16 protein-coding genes are annotated in these 18,744 nt (G+C 39.1%); 4 read left to right on the forward strand and 12 right to left on the reverse strand.

Annotated features, from left to right (window positions below; translation table 11 throughout):
* Positions 1-36 precede the first annotated feature (36 nt).
* Positions 37-1,635 carry an alanine/glycine:cation symporter family protein gene (locus IEU51_RS07280; RefSeq protein ID WP_186084490.1) on the reverse strand — a complete coding sequence of 533 codons (1,599 nt, stop codon included), beginning with the start codon at positions 1,633-1,635 and terminating at the stop codon, positions 37-39.
* A gap of 594 nt (positions 1,636-2,229) precedes the next feature.
* Here IEU51_RS07280 and IEU51_RS07285 point away from each other — a divergent pair.
* Both IEU51_RS07285 and IEU51_RS07290 read left to right on the forward strand, forming a co-directional pair.
* Complete coding sequence (locus tag IEU51_RS07285; protein ID WP_186084488.1) at positions 2,230-2,598, forward strand: ArsR/SmtB family transcription factor; 369 nt, start codon at positions 2,230-2,232, stop codon at positions 2,596-2,598.
* Positions 2,591-4,723: a heavy metal translocating P-type ATPase gene (locus IEU51_RS07290; RefSeq protein WP_186084486.1), complete on the forward strand. Its 2,133-nt coding sequence runs from the start codon at positions 2,591-2,593 to the stop codon at positions 4,721-4,723. The genes IEU51_RS07285 and IEU51_RS07290 overlap by 8 nt, the downstream gene beginning before the upstream one ends.
* Before the next feature lie 448 nt (positions 4,724-5,171).
* Here the strand turns inward: IEU51_RS07290 and aspA are convergent, their stop codons facing one another.
* The 11 genes from aspA to IEU51_RS07345 all read right to left on the reverse strand — a co-directional run bounded on the left by aspA (position 5,172) and on the right by IEU51_RS07345 (position 17,587).
* Positions 5,172-6,584 (reverse strand): aspartate ammonia-lyase, encoded by a 1,413-nt coding sequence (gene aspA, locus IEU51_RS07295; RefSeq protein ID WP_186084484.1) that lies wholly within the window; start codon positions 6,582-6,584, stop codon positions 5,172-5,174.
* Positions 6,585-6,605: 21 nt separating this feature from the next.
* Positions 6,606-7,691 (reverse strand): M24 family metallopeptidase, encoded by a 1,086-nt coding sequence (locus tag IEU51_RS07300; protein WP_186084482.1) that lies wholly within the window; start codon positions 7,689-7,691, stop codon positions 6,606-6,608.
* 11 nt (positions 7,692-7,702) lie between these two features.
* On the reverse strand, positions 7,703-9,673 hold the full coding sequence (locus tag IEU51_RS07305; RefSeq protein WP_186084480.1) for an alpha/beta hydrolase family protein: 1,971 nt from the start codon (positions 9,671-9,673) through the stop codon (positions 7,703-7,705).
* Positions 9,674-9,719: 46 nt separating this feature from the next.
* Entirely contained in the window at positions 9,720-10,664 is a 945-nt protein-coding gene (locus IEU51_RS07310; protein WP_186084478.1) for a FecCD family ABC transporter permease, read from the reverse strand.
* Positions 10,661-11,506 carry a helical backbone metal receptor gene (locus tag IEU51_RS07315; protein ID WP_186084476.1) on the reverse strand — a complete coding sequence of 282 codons (846 nt, stop codon included), beginning with the start codon at positions 11,504-11,506 and terminating at the stop codon, positions 10,661-10,663. Before IEU51_RS07315 ends, IEU51_RS07310 begins: the two co-directional genes overlap by 4 nt.
* 78 nt (positions 11,507-11,584) lie before the next feature.
* A complete protein-coding gene (gene argS / locus IEU51_RS07320; RefSeq protein ID WP_186084474.1) occupies positions 11,585-13,231 on the reverse strand; it encodes an arginine--tRNA ligase in 1,647 nt (548 codons plus the stop codon).
* A gap of 3 nt (positions 13,232-13,234) precedes the next feature.
* Positions 13,235-13,597, reverse strand: a complete 363-nt coding sequence (locus IEU51_RS07325; protein WP_188349295.1) for a DUF1934 domain-containing protein — start codon at positions 13,595-13,597, stop codon at positions 13,235-13,237.
* 182 nt (positions 13,598-13,779) lie between these two features.
* On the reverse strand, positions 13,780-14,283 hold the full coding sequence (locus tag IEU51_RS07330; protein ID WP_186084470.1) for a YwhD family protein: 504 nt from the start codon (positions 14,281-14,283) through the stop codon (positions 13,780-13,782).
* 12 nt (positions 14,284-14,295) lie between these two features.
* Positions 14,296-15,591 (reverse strand): HD domain-containing protein, encoded by a 1,296-nt coding sequence (locus tag IEU51_RS07335; protein ID WP_186084468.1) that lies wholly within the window; start codon positions 15,589-15,591, stop codon positions 14,296-14,298.
* A 10-nt stretch (positions 15,592-15,601) separates the two neighbouring features.
* A complete protein-coding gene (locus IEU51_RS07340) occupies positions 15,602-16,771 on the reverse strand; it encodes an MFS transporter (protein WP_186084466.1) in 1,170 nt (389 codons plus the stop codon).
* A 21-nt stretch (positions 16,772-16,792) separates the two neighbouring features.
* Positions 16,793-17,587: a lipoate--protein ligase family protein gene (locus tag IEU51_RS07345; protein ID WP_186084464.1), complete on the reverse strand. Its 795-nt coding sequence runs from the start codon at positions 17,585-17,587 to the stop codon at positions 16,793-16,795.
* A 127-nt stretch (positions 17,588-17,714) separates the two neighbouring features.
* Between IEU51_RS07345 and hemQ the strand changes: the two genes are divergently transcribed.
* Both hemQ and IEU51_RS09375 read left to right on the forward strand, forming a co-directional pair.
* Positions 17,715-18,461 carry a hydrogen peroxide-dependent heme synthase gene (hemQ, locus tag IEU51_RS07350; protein WP_186084462.1) on the forward strand — a complete coding sequence of 249 codons (747 nt, stop codon included), beginning with the start codon at positions 17,715-17,717 and terminating at the stop codon, positions 18,459-18,461.
* 75 nt (positions 18,462-18,536) lie between these two features.
* Positions 18,537-18,662 (forward strand): hypothetical protein, encoded by a 126-nt coding sequence (locus IEU51_RS09375; RefSeq protein WP_268234193.1) that lies wholly within the window; start codon positions 18,537-18,539, stop codon positions 18,660-18,662.
* Positions 18,663-18,744: the final 82 nt, after the last annotated feature.

Genomic DNA, 18,744 nt, shown 5'->3' on the forward strand with positions numbered 1-18,744 from the left:
CGGTCCACACGAAATGTTGTGGTCCGGTTCTATTGTTTATTTCTTGTCTAATTTTGGATTGAATGAGTCGATTTCCCCTGATTCTCTAAGACGTTCAGGATAATCTTCTAGCCAGAATTTTGCTTCTGGTAATTTTGCTGGATCTGGAGTATACAGTGCATATTTCCCAGAGCCTTTCTCTTTCATCTGCTTCTCGTAGTCTCTAAGTGAGTTAACAGCTGGCTTGAATAAAATCCAAATACCGATGATATTTAGCCACGCCATCGCACCTACACCAAGGTCCCCTAGGTCCCATGCTAGTTCTGCTGTACGAATCGTACCGAATACTGTCGCGAAAATTAACATTGTACGCATGATATTCATGGCGAATTTACTCGTCTTTTCAGACATGTTACGCGTTAGATATGCGACGTTCGTCTCTCCCATGTAAGAATACGCTAAAATTGTTGTGAATGCAAAGAAGAATAATGCAATCGCAACAAAGTATGAACCAAAGCCAGAGTACGATGGATCAAATACATAATCCGCGCCTGCAAATGCTTTGTCGATACCTGCTTGAACGTACATTGCTGTACCTGAGTAGTCTTTTGTACCGTCTACACTTTGTACATATACGTCCCCATTATACAGTAAGCTTGGCATGCCGTTTCCATCGGTCTCGCCGTTTGTTGTGTTATACGTTCCGGATAAAAGAATGATGAGCCCAGTCGCAGTACATACAAATAATGTATCGATATAAACTGAGAACGACTGAACAAGTCCCTGTTTCGCAGGATGAGACACTTCTGCTGCAGCCGCTGCGTGTGGACCCGTACCTTGACCTGCTTCGTTTGAATACAGTCCACGTTTAACACCAATTTCAATCATTGCACCTAAAATACCACCAAACGATGCTTCTAAGTTAAATGCAGATTTAAAGATTAAAACAAAAAGATCCGGCACTTCTTTAATATTCATAGCGATAACAACAACTGCCATGAGTATGTATAAAATAGCCATAAATGGAACGATCGCTGTCGCAACGTTTGCGATAGAACGTAGTCCACCAAATACAATTAGTGCAAGTAATATAGCAAGAACTACCCCAATAATCCAGTACGGAATTCCCCATGCGTTATGGAACCCAGACGCAATCGCGTTGGCTTGGACCCCAGGTAATAGTAGCCCCATTGAAATAATCGTAATAATTGCGAATGCAATACCTAAAACCTTACCGAGTCCGCCTTTGATACCATATTCCATATAGTACGCAGGTCCCCCACGGTATTCACCTTTTTCTTCGCGCTTGTAAATCTGACCGAGTGAGGATTCAATAAATGCTGTTGATGCACCTAAGAATGCAGTTGCCCACATCCAGAATAAAGCCCCTGGCCCCCCAATGAATATTGCTGTCGATACTCCGACGATGTTACCTGTACCTACACGCCCAGCAAGTGACAATGCAATTGCTTGGAAGGAAGATATCCCTTTTGGTGATTTTTCACCATGGAACATTAGTCGAACCATCTCTTTGATGTGTCTTACTTGGAAAAATCTTAGCATTAACGAAAAAATAATCCCCGTTGCTAATAGTCCATAAACTAACGGCTTACTCCAAACAACATCGTTTAAAACACCTACAATTGTTTCTAACATGTTAATCACACCCCATTTTCAGAATAATTAAATATTATTCATTGTTGTTCTAATATATATGATTATGAAAACCTTTTCAATAACGGATAATTATACAAATACACTTATTAGGTATTTATACATATATAACTTGTTAATAAACGCTTATCTATTTATTTAAGATATCGTTATAAATAAGTGGAATTTATATATATTAATATTTTATACAAAAAGAAGTTGAGCAACATTTAAATGATATTAATTTAAAGGGTTAAAACCAATTACGGTAACTGGACGAGTATCTACTTTAGATGTTTTTTCCTCTACTATTCAAAGGTTTGAATGAAATGATTCTCCTTCTAAGATCCTTAACTTTCAAGAAGATTATCCTAAAGTGCCGAAAGCACACCCACGTTATATGGATGAATATGTACTTGAACAATTAAATGATCAAGTTCAAAAATTATATAGGAAGTTGCTTTAACCTAGACTATACTTCTTATTTGTCCGTAATTGGAAATCTAACTCTCTTTCATTCAAATATTCACTTGAATATGATTTGTAGAATGGTACAATATAACCAAGTGAACACTTGAATGAAAATGGAGTGAGAAAATGAATAATAAAGATGCGTGTGAAATTTATTGTTATGACGAAGAAAAAGTGAATCGAATACAAAGTGAATTAGAGAAAGAAGATATTTCTAGTGTTGCCCAATTATTTAAAGCTATTGCGGAAGAAAATAGGGCGAAAATTACCTTTGCCTTATTAAAAGGTGAAGAGTTATGTGTTTGTGATATAGCAAATATTATTGATGTCACGGTCGCAAATGCTTCTCACCACTTACGCACGCTTCATAGAGAAGGTGTTGTTAAATTTAGAAAAGAAGGAAGATTAGCGTTTTATTCACTGGATGATGACCATGTTGAACAGTTATTTGTTAATGCATTAAAACATGAGAAAGAAGGAAAAGTAAATGTCTGATCAACAAGCAAAATTATCAGAACAAAAAATGAAAACTTATCGAGTTCAGGGATTTACCTGTACAAACTGTGCAAATATCTTTGAAAATAACGTAAAAAAATTACAGGGAGTTGAAGATGCTAAAGTAAACTTTGGGGCATCTAAAATCTATGTTCATGGAAGTACAACGATTGAGGAATTAGAAAAAGCAGGTGCTTTTGAAAATTTAAAGATTCGAGATGAAAAAGAACAAAAAATAGAACGTGAATCGTTTTGGAAAAAGAAAGCAAATATTAAAGTTTATATCTCAGCTATATTGCTCGTTATGAGTTGGTTGTTAGGCGAGCAATATGGAGAAGGTCATATACTTCCAACGATTGGTTTTGCAGCAGCCATCTTAATTGGTGGATATTCATTATTTATTAAAGGTTTTAAAAATTTAAGCAGATTTAAGTTCGATATGAATACGCTAATGACTATTGCCATTCTAGGAGCCGCGGTGATTGGTCAATGGGGAGAAGGGGCAATGGTTGTTATCCTGTTCGCTATAAGTGAAGCGTTAGAGCGCTATTCAGTAGACAAGGCTAGGCAATCCATTGAATCGTTAATGGATATCGCTCCAAAGGAAGCACTAATTCGTCGTGAAAATAAAGAAATGCAAGTACATGTTGAAGATATTCTAGTGGGCGATATTATGATCGTAAAACCTGGTCAAAAGTTAGCGATGGACGGAACCGTTATTCAAGGTATATCGACATTAAATCAGGCCGCCATTACAGGAGAAAGTGTTCCAGTAACCAAAACTGTTGGTGATGAAGTCTTTGCAGGAACATTGAATGAGGAAGGATTACTAGAAGTAAAAGTAACGAAAAAGGTCGAAGATACCACGATATCAAAAATCATTCATTTGGTTGAAGAAGCACAAGCAGAACGAGCACCTTCTCAAGCGTTTGTCGATAGATTTGCACAATACTATACACCAGCTATTGTAGTCTTGGCTCTTTTAATCGCTGTTGTTCCCCCTTTACTGTTTGGAGCTGATTGGAGCATATGGGTCTATCAAGGCTTGGCTGTGTTAGTAGTTGGTTGTCCTTGTGCTCTGGTTGTTTCAACACCTGTTGCTGTAGTTACTGCAATAGGAAATGCAGCTAAAAATGGTGTTTTAATTAAAGGTGGCATCCACCTGGAAGAAGCAGGAGCTTTAAAAGCAATTGCTTTCGATAAAACTGGGACATTAACAAATGGTGTTCCAGCCGTAACGGACATTATAACGTATAGTGGAAATGAAAATGAATTAATGACTATTACAGCAGCTATTGAAAAGGGATCACAGCACCCACTTGCTTCAGCAATTATGAGAAAAGCAGAAGAAAACAGTTTGGACTTTAATGGAGTATTGGTTGAAGATTTTCAATCGATTACAGGTAAAGGCGTAAAAGCAAAAGTAAATAATGAATTATATTATGTAGGTAGTCCAAATCTTTTTGAAGAAGTACATGGAAGCATTGAAAGGAATCAAGAACGACAGATTATTGAAATGCAGACGCAGGGAAAAACAGTCATGGTGTTAGGAACGGAACAAGAAATCCTTTCTCTTATTGCAGTGGCAGATGAAATAAGAGAAACATCAAAAGATGTCATCAGTAAATTGAACAGCATTGGAATTGAAACAGTGATGCTGACAGGTGATAACCAAAGGACAGCAGTAGAGATTGGAAAACAAGTCGGTGTTTCAGATATTAAAGCAGATTTGCTTCCAGAAGATAAATTGAATTTCATTAAAGAACTTCGTGGAAAGCATAAAAGTGTGGGAATGGTTGGAGATGGCGTGAATGATGCACCTGCTCTTGCAGCTGCCACTGTTGGTGTGGCAATGGGTGGTGTTGGGACTGATACAGCCCTAGAAACAGCTGATATTGCTTTAATGTCAGATGATTTAAGACAATTACCATATACCATTAATTTAAGCCGTAAGGCTTTGATGATTATAAAACAAAATATTACCTTCTCATTGGTAATTAAATTAATGGCATTGCTGTTAGTTATACCTGGTTGGTTAACGCTATGGATAGCGATATTTTCCGATATGGGAGCAACATTACTTGTAACATTAAACAGTTTAAGGTTACTGAATAGTAAAGAATAACAATTTTGTTTAAAGAGGAAAGGGGCTGGGATAAAAGATTCCGCTCCTTAGTTAAAAGCAGCCTAGAAATCTTGCGTTAAAGATTTCTAGGCTGCTTTTTTAGTTTTGATTTTAAAATTTACCGACAGACAATGTAAACTTCCTTAAGTTTACCGCCATTAAGGCGATGCCTAACTCATTTCTCACAGCGTTTTGGCATTGGCAGTGTGATTATAATTTTTATACATAAGATTGCTCTTTTCGTGTTTGTGTCGTTACTTACATTGTATCTGAGGGTCTTATTATTTGTACTAATAATGTATTTAATTCAATATAAAAAAGCGCACGCGATTTCTTCAGGAGTAGTGTCTGCGTGAGACTACAGGCTCACGCGACACCCCAGTGAATCTTGTGCGCTTTTATATTTTAGGCTAGACTTATGTCCCCGACCCTTTTGGAAATTATATCTTTATTCTTCTGGAAGTTCTGAAATTCCGATGTTTGTCATTTCGAACGCATTTAATACGTGGTTAATTTGGTTTTCTGTTAAGATACCTTTTTCTAAGATTAACTCACGAACGCCTTTGCCTGTCTTCATCGCATCTTTAACGATGTCTGATGATGCTTTGTAACCGATGTGTGGTACAAGTGCTGTGATGACTCCGAGTGAACGGTCCACGTATGCTTGCATGACGTCTCTGTTTGCTTCGATGCCTACTAAGCAGAAGTCTGTGAATGATCGGAATGCGTTTGTCATGATGTCGATAGATTGTAATAGGTTGTATTGTAGTACTGGGCCCATTACGTTTAATTCGAATTGTCCCGCTTCAGACGCAAGTGTCACTGTAAGGTCGTTTCCTTGTACTTGGAATGCCACTTGGTTGATCATTTCAGGCATAACTGGGTTAACTTTACCTGGCATGATTGAAGATCCTGGTTGACGTGCTGGTAATACGATTTCTGCAAGTCCAGCTTTTGGACCTGAAGCCATCATACGGATGTCGTTCGCAATCTTAGACATGTTGACCATTGCGATTTTAAGATTAGCAGAAACTTCTACGTAACCATCAGTGAATTGTGTTGCGTCTACTAAGTTTTCAGCAGATACGAGTTCGTAACCTGAAACCTCAGAAAGAATTTTAACAACGTGCTCGATGTACTCAGGTTGAGCGTTAAGTCCTGTACCTACTGCTGTTGCACCGATGTTGATTTCTTTTAAGTGTTCTAATGAAAGTTCGATTCTAGCGATATCTCTTCCAATTACACGTGCGTGTGCACCAAATTCTTGTCCAAGACGAATTGGCACTGCATCTTGTAAGTGTGTACGTCCCATTTTAATTACGTCGTCAAATTCCTCAGCTTTTTGGCTGAACGCTGCTTGCATATCTCTCATAACTTCAAGAAGCTTTTCAGCACGCATGATTACCGCAATGTGAATTGCTGTTGGTACTGAGTCATTTGTTGATTGAGCCATATTTACGTGGTTGTTTGGGCTGATAAACTCATAATCGCCTTTTTCACGTCCAAGGATTTCTAATGCACGGTTCGCAATCACTTCGTTACCGTTCATATTAATAGAAGTTCCTGCACCACCTTGAATTGGGTCTACAATAAATTGATCGTGTAATTCACCTTCAATGATTTCTTCTGATGCTTTAACGATCGCGTCTTTCTTTTCTTCTTCGAGTTCACCGATTTCAAAGTTCGCAATTGCTGCCGCTTTTTTTACCATAGCAAGTGCACGAATAAGATCATTATTAATTTTAAGTCCTGTAATAGGGAAGTTCTCTAATGCACGAACTGTTTGTACCCCATAATATGCACCATCTGGTATTTCTTTCTCACCAATAAAATCTGATTCAATTCTTGTCTTAACTGACATTCTAACTATTCCTCACTTTATTTATTTTAATTTCATGTCATCAAGTTTTTTAGGGAATTTATTGAATACGTAAGCCCCATCTTCTTCAACATAGAGTGCATCTTCTATGCGAACACCAGCGACTCCCGCTTTATAAATTCCTGGCTCAATCGTGATAACGTTTCCAGTTCCTATTATATCATGATTGTTGCTGTCAACAGAAGGACTTTCGTGTAAATCATGTCCAAGTCCATGTCCGATTCTGTGTGTAAAGAATTCACCGTAGCCGTCCGCTTCAATAGAATCACGTGAAGCCTTGTCTACGTCACTGAATTTTGTACCCACTTTTGTCGCTTCAATCCCTGCTAAGTTCGCTTTTAAGACTGATTCGTAAATCGCTTTTTGTTCTTCATCTGCTTCACCGATGATAAACGTACGCGTCATGTCAGAAACGTAGTTATCTTTTGTTACGATACCGAAGTCAATCAAGAGGAAGTCTCCATTTTTAATGACTGTATCTCCCGTGTCACCGTGTGGTTTTGCTGCATTTTTACCTGCAAGGACGATTGGACCGAATGATGGACCAACTGCACCTAACGATTTGAAAGTTTCCACTAAGTGATCAGAAACTTGCTGCTCAGTCATACCTTCAATTTTCATATCGTATAGCGTATGGAGTGCTTTTTCAGTAATGTCTACAGCTTCCTGTAATTTTTCTTTGTCCGACTCATCCTTAACACCACGCAGTGCATTCACTGTTTCTTGAACAGAAACGATGTCTTTACCATCACATACTTCTAACAGGCGTTTATAACGATTAAATGTGAAGTGATCCCCTTCAACACCTACTGTAGTTGCACCTTCTAGTGCTTTGAATACCTCTTTGAACGCATCTTCGCCATCTTTGTGGGGTAAGAAAGTATCTACTTTTGCAGTTCCTCTTACTGCTTCGTCGTCTAAAGCTGGATATACGAGTGACGTACTTCCGTCTTTATTAACGATTAATGCCAGTAAACGCTCATGTGGATCTGAATACATACCTGTGAAATAAAAAACGTTCATTGGATCAGTGATGATTACAGCTTCCATTTCCATGTGTTCTGTAAGTAACTTAATTTTATTTTCCATAAATACACTCCTTATTGTTCTAAATATTTGTTAAACCAGTTTGTCATGTGTTCAAGGCGTGCCACACGTAAGTGCGGTGCACCCGTACGTGAAAGGTTATGATCTGCCTCTTTGAATCTCACAAACTGCGTCTCCTTCTCGCGATATTTTAATTCAGTGTACAGCTGTTCTGCTTGTTCAATTGGACATCTGAAGTCATATTCACTGTGCAAGATAAGTAGTGGTGTTTCCACATCATCTACGTATTTCAGTGGTGAATGCTTCCATAACGTATCTAAATCATCGATACCAGCCTTGATTTGCCAGTCTGTGAAGTAGTACCCGATATCTGATACGCCTCTAAAGCTGATCCAGTTCGAAATCGAACGCTGTGTCACTGCAGCTTTGAAGCGATTTGTGTGACCAACAATCCAGTTCGTCATGAATCCACCGTACGAACCGCCTGTCACAAATAGATTGTCTTCATCTATAAAGTCATGTTTTTCTAAGATAAAATCAACCGCAGCCATGATGTCTTTGTAATCCCCGTTACCGTAATCCCCACGAACAGCGTCTACGAATTCTTGTGAGTAACTGTGAGATCCACGTGGGTTCACGTACAGTACCGCGTATCCAAGCGACGCGAATACCTGCATCTCATGGAAGAATGTGTTCGCATAAAATGTGTGTGGACCTCCGTGAATGTTTACGACCATTGGCGTTTTTCCTGTATCATTATTTGCTGGTTTCATGAACCAACCGTGCACTTCAGTGCCGTCGAAGCTTTCGAACGAAATGTCTTCTGGGTCAACGAGTTCTGTCTTATCGATATATTCTTTGTTGATCTCTGTAAGTTGAATAAGCGTCTCCGATTTGAGGTCGAACTTGTATAGCTCGCTCGGTGAAACTGGTGTCGAAATCGTCATGTAGACTGCATCACTATTTGCGTCCATTCCAAAGATGTTGTGACGTCCTTCAAGTAACGGTTCGATCGCACCATCGATATTTCCTTTCCATAGGTTTACTGAACCGTCGTCTGATAAAAGGAATACGAATTCTTCGTCGTTCACCCAAGTTGCAGGACTGCCTTCTGTTGATTGTTGTACATCCTGCACAACGCTATCCCCAACAGGTTTGTCGAGTTTTCCAGTCAGGTCAACGCGCTTCCCTGAACTCATTTCATAGAGTTCAAGATTTACATGCGTTGCGTTTTCATATTTACGGTCCATCGCCGTAATAAGGAGATGCGTATTCGCTTTGTTTTTCACCACACTGATGATGTTACCGTCTGGTCTAATGATTTCAGTATCTTCACCGTTTAAACGAATGTATAATTTTTGTGAAAAATTGAAATCTGGATTGTCACTTTTATCTGTCGCATAGACGAATCCACCACGCACTGTTTCATATAGCGTGAAGTTCTCTTCTCCACTTTTCACAGTCGTGACTTCACGTGAATCTAGTCGAATCATCTTAATTTGTCTAAATGCAGGTTCGACTGAACCAAATGGACCCGGGCGGCCATCAGATTTGTATTTCATGCGATCGACAACAACAGGTTCAGGGCGCTTCTTACTGTTGTCCATGTCTTTATCTTCTTCGTCTTTTTCGTCAACAGGCACCGTGACATGGTAGTACACTTTACTACCACCGTTACAGAACGTCGCACCTGACACACCGTATTTCTCGTTCGTCAGCTGCTCGCGCTCGCCCCCTCTTTCACGTAAGATAAATACCTGTGGCTTATCGTTATCACCCTTCGCAATGAATAGCGTGAGGCCACCGTCAGGACTATGTACCAAGTTACTCACACGTTCTTTACTGTACGTGAGTTGCATGTTTCCATTGCCACTGTACTGATGTAAATTTGTGTAATACGCGTTGTCTTCTTCGTCAATTCGCGTGACATAATATGTGACACGGTCAGAGTTTGGAACTACTTTTGGAGTTGCTACTGATTTGATGTTAAAAATGTCGTTGATTTTTACTGTATTCTTGTTCATGCACATTCTCCTAAACTTCTCTTTAATTTTATTCTAACAGATATAATTATGTCATTCTTATCATGCGTTTATAAAGTAATATGAATATAATTGGCACACTAGATAGCATGACGATGATTCCAGTTGGTACTGTATACGGCATTAAAACGACGCGTCCGAGTGTGTCTGCTGTCACTAAAAATATACTTCCGAATAGTGCTGATTTTTTTATAAGTTCTCTTGTTTTCATTGGTTTAAAATATTGAAGGACTTGCGGCACGATAATTCCGACGAGTCCAATGATTCCTGTAAAACTAATCAGTGCGAGAGGTGCAAGGCTTAATGCGATAAGCATCATGAAGCGCAGTCTCCGTACATTGACTCCTAAGCTATGTGCACGCAACTCCCCGAGAAGTAAAAAGTCTAGCTGGCGGGCATTTTTCAGTGCGTAAATCAGTGAACTGAAAAATAATATGCCAACAATTAAACAGTGGTAAATATTCGCGTTTCCGAATGACCCAAACATGAACGACAACAAATGATTCGTCTTGTCCGGCTGAAACAGAATAAATATATACAGAAGTCCACTAAAGAGAGACCCGAGTAAAATCCCTGTGATGATCAGTGTGGCTGGCGTGTATTTATGATCCAGTCGTCTCGCAATGAAGAGGACAATGAGCAAAGTGAGTAATCCTGTTGTTATCCCAAAGAGTGAGATAAAAACAAGCGGTAGCCCCAGTGAAATCGCGAAAAACGCACCGAGCGTTGCACCGTTTGCCATACCGAGCGTGAAGCTATCTGCCATTCTATTTTGAAGGACGACTTGATACACAGCCCCACCCATAGATAGTGTGGCACCTCCAAGTGCTGCGAGCATTGTTCTTGGAATTCGAATTTCTGTCAACACAAAAAAGTTGTTACTTAAATCACTAAAAATATTGATTGGACCAACAATCATCGACAGTGCTGAAACGACAATCAAAAGAGTGACGATGTGTCTTGTCTTCATCATTCAATACACGACGCTAATGATTTCACGCCTTCTAAGATTCTCGGACCTGGACGAGACACTGTGTTTACGTCTGGCGTGCATTGATTTTCGAACTGTGTAATCTCTAAATTCTCAAGTCCCGGTGTCTTTTCAAGCATTTCTCTGAAATCTGATGCGCTCATTCCTGTCAAGTTAATGGCAACGTCCGGCTTATGTTTAATGAGTGATTCATTCGATACAACCGGATATCCTTCTAAATCATCAAACACGTTATCCATCCCTGCTACTTTCAGAGTGTTTGTAATAAACGTGTCTCTACCAACCGTGTATACTTCCGGTGTTGGAGATAAAAAAACGATCGCCCTTTGATTTTCTTTCGGCTGGATACTTGACTTTAGCTCTGTATATTTATTATCTAGTCGTTCAACAAGATTATTTGCCTCTCTAGATTTACCTAAGAAGTTACCAATCGATTCAATATCACTAAAGACATCTTCAATACTCGTCGCATCTTTTACAACAAGTACTTTCGCACCGGTCGCTTTCTTGACGCGTTCTATTTCAGATTCAATCCCTCGATTGACGCTCTCGTGAGATACAATATGCGTTGGATTTTCTGCAATTAGCTTTTCAGCATCAAAGTTAAATGTATCGATTTTTGATATTTTATCTGATTTTACAGCTTCTGGATAATCGTCTGAGACTGTCACCATAACAAGTGCTTCTAAGAGTCCAATCTCTGAAATAATCTCCGTGTTAGACGGCATTAAAGAAATGATTTTCATCTCACTGCCTGATTCGTTTTGACATGCGACGAGTGTAAGTGTCGCGACCATCATTATGATTAAATAAATACGCTTCATAAATTCACCTCTTAATTACAGTTATAATGTGGATATGTAAAAAGCCAAGCGTACTCATACAGCACGCTTGGCTTTGTCTTACATTTTTTCTGGCGCTGATACACCAACGAGTCGTAAGGCATTCTCAATGGTTTGACGCGTAGCTTCAATCATAGCTAAGTAGGCATATGTTTTGTTTTCATTTTCACCAAGTACTTTTTCTTGGTTATAGAATTTATGGAACTCACTTGCGAGTTCTTGAACGTAGTTTGTAATTCTTTGGTTTGCACGATTTTTCGCTGCATTTTGAACGATTTCAGGGAAGCTACCGATTTTTTTCAGTAATTCTAACGCTTGTGGATGCTCGATGATGGTGTGATCTTTAGTTGTGTCCAGTTCAAATCCTTGTTCTTTTGCTTGACGCAGAATCGAACAAATACGAGCGTGTGCATATTGAACATAGTACACAGGATTTTCGCTTCTTTCAGATTTCGCTAAGCTTAAGTCAAAATCAAACGGCGTGTCTGCACTTCTCATCGCTAAGAAGTAACGCGCTGCGTCTACACCAATTAAGTCCATGAGGTCACGGAGCGTTACCGCATTACCCGTACGTTTACTCATCTTCACTTCTTTACCATCTTCAATTAAACGCACCATCTGCATGATTTCAATTTCTAAACGATCTGGATTTTGACCTAACGCACCAATCGCCCCTTTTAGTCGGTTGATGTACCCGTGGTGATCCGCACCAAATAAGTTGATGAGGGTATCGAAACCACGTTGTAGTTTGTCGTAGTGATACGCAATGTCCGGCATTAAGTATGTATAAGAACCGTCTGACTTAATGAGCACGCGGTCTTTGTCATCCTTAAAGTCTGTCGTACGTAACCATAACGCACCGTCCTTTTCATACGTATAGCCGTTTTCTTTGATTGCTTCTAATGCTGCTTCTACTTCTTTTTTCTCATAGAGTGACATTTCACTGAACCAGTTATCGAAATGTACACCAAAGTCTGATAAGTCTTGTTTTAAGTTTCTCATCTCGTACTCAACACCGAGTTCACGGAATTTCTTGATACGTAACTCATCATCTAAATCTTTGTATTCGGGATGCTTTAGAGCTAACTCTTTACCGATTTTTTCAATGTCTTTTCCGTGATAGCCGTCATCAGGAAGAGACACGTCTTCACCGAGCGCTTGGAAAAATCTTGCATCGATTGAGTACGCTAAGTTGTTGATTTGGTTACCCGCATCGTTTATATAGTACTCACGACTTACGTCATAACCAGCGAAATCTAAGATATTTGCGAGTGTCTCACCGACTGCTGCGTTTCTTGCGTGACCGATATGGAGTGCTCCTGTTGGGTTCGCTGAAACAAACTCGATTAGAATCGACTCTTTGTCATCACGAACCATGCGACCGTAGTTTTCTTTTTCATCTAACACACGGTCGATAATGTTTGTAAGTGATGCACTCTTCATTTTAAAGTTGATAAACCCAGGACCCGCGATATCTACAGATTCAATGCTGAGTGCATCTTTGTCTAGTGCACCAACAAGTTCTTCTGCGATGACTCTTGGATTTTTACGTGCGAGTTTTGTTAACACCATCGCAAGGTTTGTTGAGAAGTCTCCATTGTTTTTATCTTTAGGGATTTCAATTTTTATATCCGGAATTGTTTCAATATCTTGAGTACTTGAAACTGCTTCTTTTAAAGCGTCTTGTAGTTGTTGTTTAATATCCATACGCTAATCCTCTTTCTTTAAAGTGTACGTGTAGTTACCAAGTTTTTCGTCGCCTTCATATAAATCGTAATCGATCTCTATATCGTCATTTGTTATTTCGATTTTATTTGTGTGTACAAAAAAGTGGTGTCTGCCTGCCAGTGATTCATAAAACGTATCTGTACGTGCACCTTCCATAAATATAAAGTTCATATTAATGACTCCGCGTCTTTGAATCCTGACAATATCGTCCTGAACTTTCAATACGCATTTTAATGTGTGCGCGTCGAGCTGTTCAGTGTACTGATAATACGTACTGCCATTCTTACTTTGAACTATGGCATCAAGCATCTGTTCAAAGCGTTTTGTTTCACTTTTCGCTCTCACAACTTGTGTTAATTTATACGTTTTTCTCACCACCATGATTTGTATATTATAGCATAAAAAGGTACTAAAAAAGGCAGAGCATGTGCTCCACCTTTAGTGTCTTAGTTATACTATATAACTATATTTTATTGTATCTTTATTTCACTCATATATCAAATGGTTATTTAGAAAACCACACGATTTTAAAGCACTTTGTGTAATTCTTTAGAATTTGTCCACATTTCACTGTTGTGATTCATAAGAAATTCTTTTAATGCAGACTTTGCTTTCTCGTCTAAAATACTTAAATCGATGCGTCCTTTTAGAGCATGGTCAAGTGAATTTACGTGCTCGTGCATCATCTTATATCCACGGCGCTTTTCTTTGTTCACCATCTCATAGCATGCTGTCACGCCACTGTATGCTGGCCCTTGTTCCAGTCGTTCAACTGCTACCCAAACGAGAAAGTACTCCTTTTGACCTTCGCCTTCTGCTTCAGTCTTATCTGTCACCCATTTCACACGCTTTTCTACTTCTGCACGTGCGTGTAAGCCACCCATATCAATCCACACTTCATATGTGTCTAAATCAATATACACAGGGGCTACGTTCTCTAAAGATATTGCTCCAATATTTACACCACGGTGCCCATCTAGCGGATCATTTTTAATAATGTTAAATTGGAATCCTGGTTTTTTATCTGACAACAAAATCTCCTCCTATGACAATTCATCAAGCAAATTTAAAATACGCGCTTTTAAATTCTCGTCCTCTATATTATTGACCTTTTCCTTAGGAAAGTACAACTTTGAGTCGTATCTATGAATTCCTGTAATCGAATTAATGATGATAGACTGTGAACTGATCTCTCTCACGTCACCATTTTTCTTAAGTAGATGGATCGGTCGTCTCGTATCTTTGCTGCCTGGACGATCATAATCGTACGGCATATCGGAATAGCTATCCGAGAACAGATTATACTTCGGATCAAGACCCGCTTCAGTAAACAGCGCTTCTAACTCACTCATCGTAATAAATGAGCCATCAAACGGAATGTATTTAAAGAGTTCACGATTCACAAATCGGTCGGCTAACTCAGAAAGTACATCGTCACTTTCATACATCCACTCTTGGAGATAAAAGTTCACGACCATTTCGTCGAGTTTCAGATAATCTTCGACTGTCACGTTCTCATCAAAAAATGGCTTTAAATATTTTGGTTCTTGTAAGAACGTGTAACCCGCCTTATACAACTCCTTTGCGCGTCGAAAAATCAACGTGAGCAGCACTTCACCACCGCGAGATACAGGATGGAAATAGACTTGCCAATACATCTGATATCGACTCATCAAATAATCTTCGACCGCATGCATCCCCGTTTCTTTGATTAGAATTTCATCTTGTGTTGGAATCATCACACGAAGCAGTCTATCTATATCAAACTTTCCGTACTCGACTCCTGTGAAATATGCATCTCTCTGAAGATAGTCCATACGATCCGCGTCAATTTGACTTGAAATCATACTCACGATGAGTTTGTTTGGATGCGTATGGTCGATGACACTTGCGACTTCTTCAGGAAATGTGTCTGATACGCGTCTCAACACTTTGTTTACTTCCGTGTCTCCTAAGATGATTTTTCTCGTGTAGTCTTCATGATCTGTGTTAAAGATTTTTTCAAAACTATGTGAGAACGGGCCATGGCCAAGGTCATGAAGGAGTGCTGCAGATAACGCGAGCACTCTGTCATCGTCATCCCACACGTCATACTTTCTAAAGTTACGAATCATGATGCGCACAATTTCATAAACACCAAGCGAGTGGTTAAATCTCGAATGTTCTGCTGAATGAAAGGCCATGTATAACGTACCGAGTTGTCTGATACGTCTGAGCCTCTGAAACTCACGCGTCTTAATAAGATCCCAAATCACTTGGTCCGTGACATGGGCGTAACTATGAACGGGATCCTTGAACACTTTCTCATCTTTTAATTTTTGATTTTTATATGGAATCATAGCGTCCCTCCTATACAGGACGTGTTAATTTTGGTTTTACAAAGAAAATAAAATGAATTAAAGCAACCGCAATTGGAATGACCATTAATTGATACATCGAACCATATCCAACGTATGCTGCCACCGCGCCTAAAATTAATGGACCAAATCCAAGTCCTGTCTCTAAGCTGATGAAGAACGTTGATGTTGAAAGACCGATATTGTCCTTATCACCTAATGACACACATGTCGCTTGCGCGATACTTTGGTAGTTTCCCATACCGAGACCAATCACCGCAGCACTGATTAAGACCATCCAGTCATTCACCGCGCCCCCTAAGATGTAGTAACCAATCGCGTTGAAAATAATTGTTGCGATGATGAGCCCAACTGGACCTCTATTGTCTAGAATACGTCCTGTAATTGGGCGTGTTAACATCGTTGCGATTGAATATACAATGAAGTACAGAGATGCTGCTAAATAGTATCCATTAATTAATGTATACGTTCCAATAAAGGCGAAAATCGTCGACTGTGTGAAACCAAGAATCAGAATTCCTGGCGACATCACTGCGGCTTTTTTATCTAATAATTTAAATGTTACTTCTCTATCTTTACTATAACTGTTATTGGTCTTCACGAAAAGGAATGACACTGTTGTCACTGCCATGATTATAAAAACGATGAGTAACATCTGATTGAATGGCATATCTTTGAAGATTGTGAAGCTCATAAATGGTCCAATTGAAGAAGCAAGTACGAGACTCAAGCTGAAGTAGCTGATCCCTTCCCCTCTTCTATCTTCTGGTAAAATAATTGTCGCTAACGTGTTCAGTGCGGTACTGATATATCCAGTCGCAAAACCGTTTAATAGACGTACGATAATTAAAAATGTAAGACCAAAGTCTAAAAAGTAAAGTGCGTACGTCAGGAAGAACATCGCGACTCCGCCCCACACGACGTTTTTAATTCCAATTTTATTAATAAAGTTACCGCTCACTGCGCGCCCTATCAAAATTCCCAAAATAAATACACTCGCTACAAATCCTGCGAGTGATGGTCCAATTCCGTATTTCTCCATAGACACACCACTGATAGATACGAGCGTCGTGTACATACTAAACATCAAGATAAAATGAAAAACAAAAACAATAATAAATTCTAAAGTAAAAATTCTCGAGCGCACTTTGCTGACACTCATGCAAAAACTCCCTTCGTTATTCTATATGTCAAAACGTGCATTGCGCTTTTTCATATTGTGTAAAAATTTTGTGTAATCTTCGTTGTCTGAACTAAACGGCGGTAACATATGCATCGTGCCATAATGTTTCGTTAACGCGTCTTTGATACGGCCTTCTACGATTTCGACTGTGAGTGGCTTTCCAATGAGTTCTCTTAAGCTCGCCATAACATTTGGTTCTATACTTGGATACACAAACTTTGCTGAACGCTCTGCTTCAGAGTGTTTATAAAACTCTTGCATAATTCGCGCGCGATCTGCACCGCTCCCTGAAACGGCTAAATAGATTTGGACAGAAACACCATCACGAATTCTGCGCTGTGAGATGCCTGCAAATTTTTTGCCGTCGATAGACAAATCGAAATTACCCGGGCAATAGCTACCAACAATTTCATATGCATCGACTGTGACTTCTGGTAAAATTTCTTGCATTAAATTGAACATGAGCTCATAGCCCACTTCGATTGTCGGGGCTTTATCTTTATGTACAATAATAGAAAGATTTAAGACATCTTTGTCTAAAACAACACCGAGTCCACCGCTGTTACGAACGATGTAATTCATGCCACTATCTTCTAAAAACTTAATGCCAGATTCTAAATTGGGTAAGCGCATATCTTGTAAACCGAGAATCACAAAATCATCATGCACCCACGTTCTTGCTTTCGTGACATGGTCCTCTGATACCATATGCATTAAGAGATCATCGTAAGCAAATGATTCAAATGGATGTGACGTGTATTCTATCGGTAAAAAATGCCAAGTCTGTTCGTTCATAGCTACTCCTCAAAATTTCGTACTTTTTATATTATACTTAATTCGTCACAATTTTTCACAATAACGGGTTTAAGTTCAAAATTTATTTCGCTACAATGAAATTAATTGAAAAAATGGAGGGGTTTTAATGAGTGAGGCAGTTAGTACTTTAGATGGTTGGTGGAGTCTACACCTTCTATATAACGTGGATTGGTCAGCTATTCGTGTATTAGATGAGTCTGAACAAGACGCACTGATTTCTGAACTTGAAACATTCTTAAATAAACAACAAGCTGTACAAGACGCGAAGAATGGTAGCTATGCATTCTACAACATCACAGGTCAAAAAGCAGATTTATTATTATGGTTGCTTAGACCAACTGTAGATGAGCTAAATGCGCTTGAGTTAGAATTCAACAAGCTACAGATCTCTGAATTCTTAATTCCATCTTATTCATACGTATCAGTAGTAGAAATGTCTTCATACCTTGCGAAAGATTCTAATGAAGATCCGTACGAGAATCCATATGTGAAATCAAGACTATATCCAGATCTACCTAAGTCTAAGTACATCTGTTTTTATCCGATGGATAAAAAGCGTGATGGCGACGATAACTGGTACATGCTACCAATGACAGACCGTCAAAAATTAATGCGTGACCACGGTATGATTGGCCGTTCATATGCGGGTAAAATTAAACAATATATCACAGGTTCACAAGGATTAGATAAGTACGAATGGGGAGTAACTCTCCTTTCTGACGACATGTTAGAATTCAAGAAAATCATCTATGAAATGAGATTCGATGAGACATCTGCACGTTACGGTGTGTTCGGCGACTTCTACGTTGGTGTGCACTTACCTAACGACAAGTTAGATACTTTTTTCAAATAACTGAGTCTTTTTATGTTTCGTAATTTCCAAAACTGTGTATTATAACAGTACACAGGAATTGGGAGGACGAATTTTATGAATAAATTAATTAAACGTGCACTTGTGTTTATCGCACCAATCGTGATTGGTAAAGTGGTAGATAAGGTTATGAATAAAAACACTTCAAAAAATCCGTATGAAAACGGAAAAAAACGTCGATAAAAAAGGCCTCTCTCGAGTGAATATTAAACTCGGAGAGGTTTTTTTGCGAACGCATATGTGTATAAAATATCTCTAATTCGTG

Source organism: Phocicoccus schoeneichii (assembly GCF_014635565.1).
Lineage (GTDB): Bacteria > Bacillota > Bacilli > Staphylococcales > Salinicoccaceae > Phocicoccus > Phocicoccus schoeneichii.

Coding starts and splice junctions, on each gene's coding strand:
- IEU51_RS07345 (WP_186084464.1), bottom strand. CDS start 17,587: ATGAACGAACAGACTTGGCATTTTTTACCGATAGAATACACGTCACAT.
- aspA (WP_186084484.1), bottom strand. CDS start 6,584: ATGTCAGTTAAGACAAGAATTGAATCAGATTTTATTGGTGAGAAAGAA.
- IEU51_RS07335 (WP_186084468.1), bottom strand. CDS start 15,591: ATGATTCCATATAAAAATCAAAAATTAAAAGATGAGAAAGTGTTCAAG.
- IEU51_RS07280 (WP_186084490.1), bottom strand. CDS start 1,635: ATGTTAGAAACAATTGTAGGTGTTTTAAACGATGTTGTTTGGAGTAAG.
- IEU51_RS07310 (WP_186084478.1), bottom strand. CDS start 10,664: ATGATGAAGACAAGACACATCGTCACTCTTTTGATTGTCGTTTCAGCA.
- IEU51_RS07285 (WP_186084488.1), top strand. CDS start 2,230: ATGAATAATAAAGATGCGTGTGAAATTTATTGTTATGACGAAGAAAAA.
- IEU51_RS07290 (WP_186084486.1), top strand. CDS start 2,591: ATGTCTGATCAACAAGCAAAATTATCAGAACAAAAAATGAAAACTTAT.
- IEU51_RS09375 (WP_268234193.1), top strand. CDS start 18,537: ATGAATAAATTAATTAAACGTGCACTTGTGTTTATCGCACCAATCGTG.
- IEU51_RS07315 (WP_186084476.1), bottom strand. CDS start 11,506: ATGAAGCGTATTTATTTAATCATAATGATGGTCGCGACACTTACACTC.
- hemQ (WP_186084462.1), top strand. CDS start 17,715: ATGAGTGAGGCAGTTAGTACTTTAGATGGTTGGTGGAGTCTACACCTT.
- IEU51_RS07300 (WP_186084482.1), bottom strand. CDS start 7,691: ATGGAAAATAAAATTAAGTTACTTACAGAACACATGGAAATGGAAGCT.
- argS (WP_186084474.1), bottom strand. CDS start 13,231: ATGGATATTAAACAACAACTACAAGACGCTTTAAAAGAAGCAGTTTCA.
- IEU51_RS07305 (WP_186084480.1), bottom strand. CDS start 9,673: ATGAACAAGAATACAGTAAAAATCAACGACATTTTTAACATCAAATCA.
- IEU51_RS07340 (WP_186084466.1), bottom strand. CDS start 16,771: ATGAGTGTCAGCAAAGTGCGCTCGAGAATTTTTACTTTAGAATTTATT.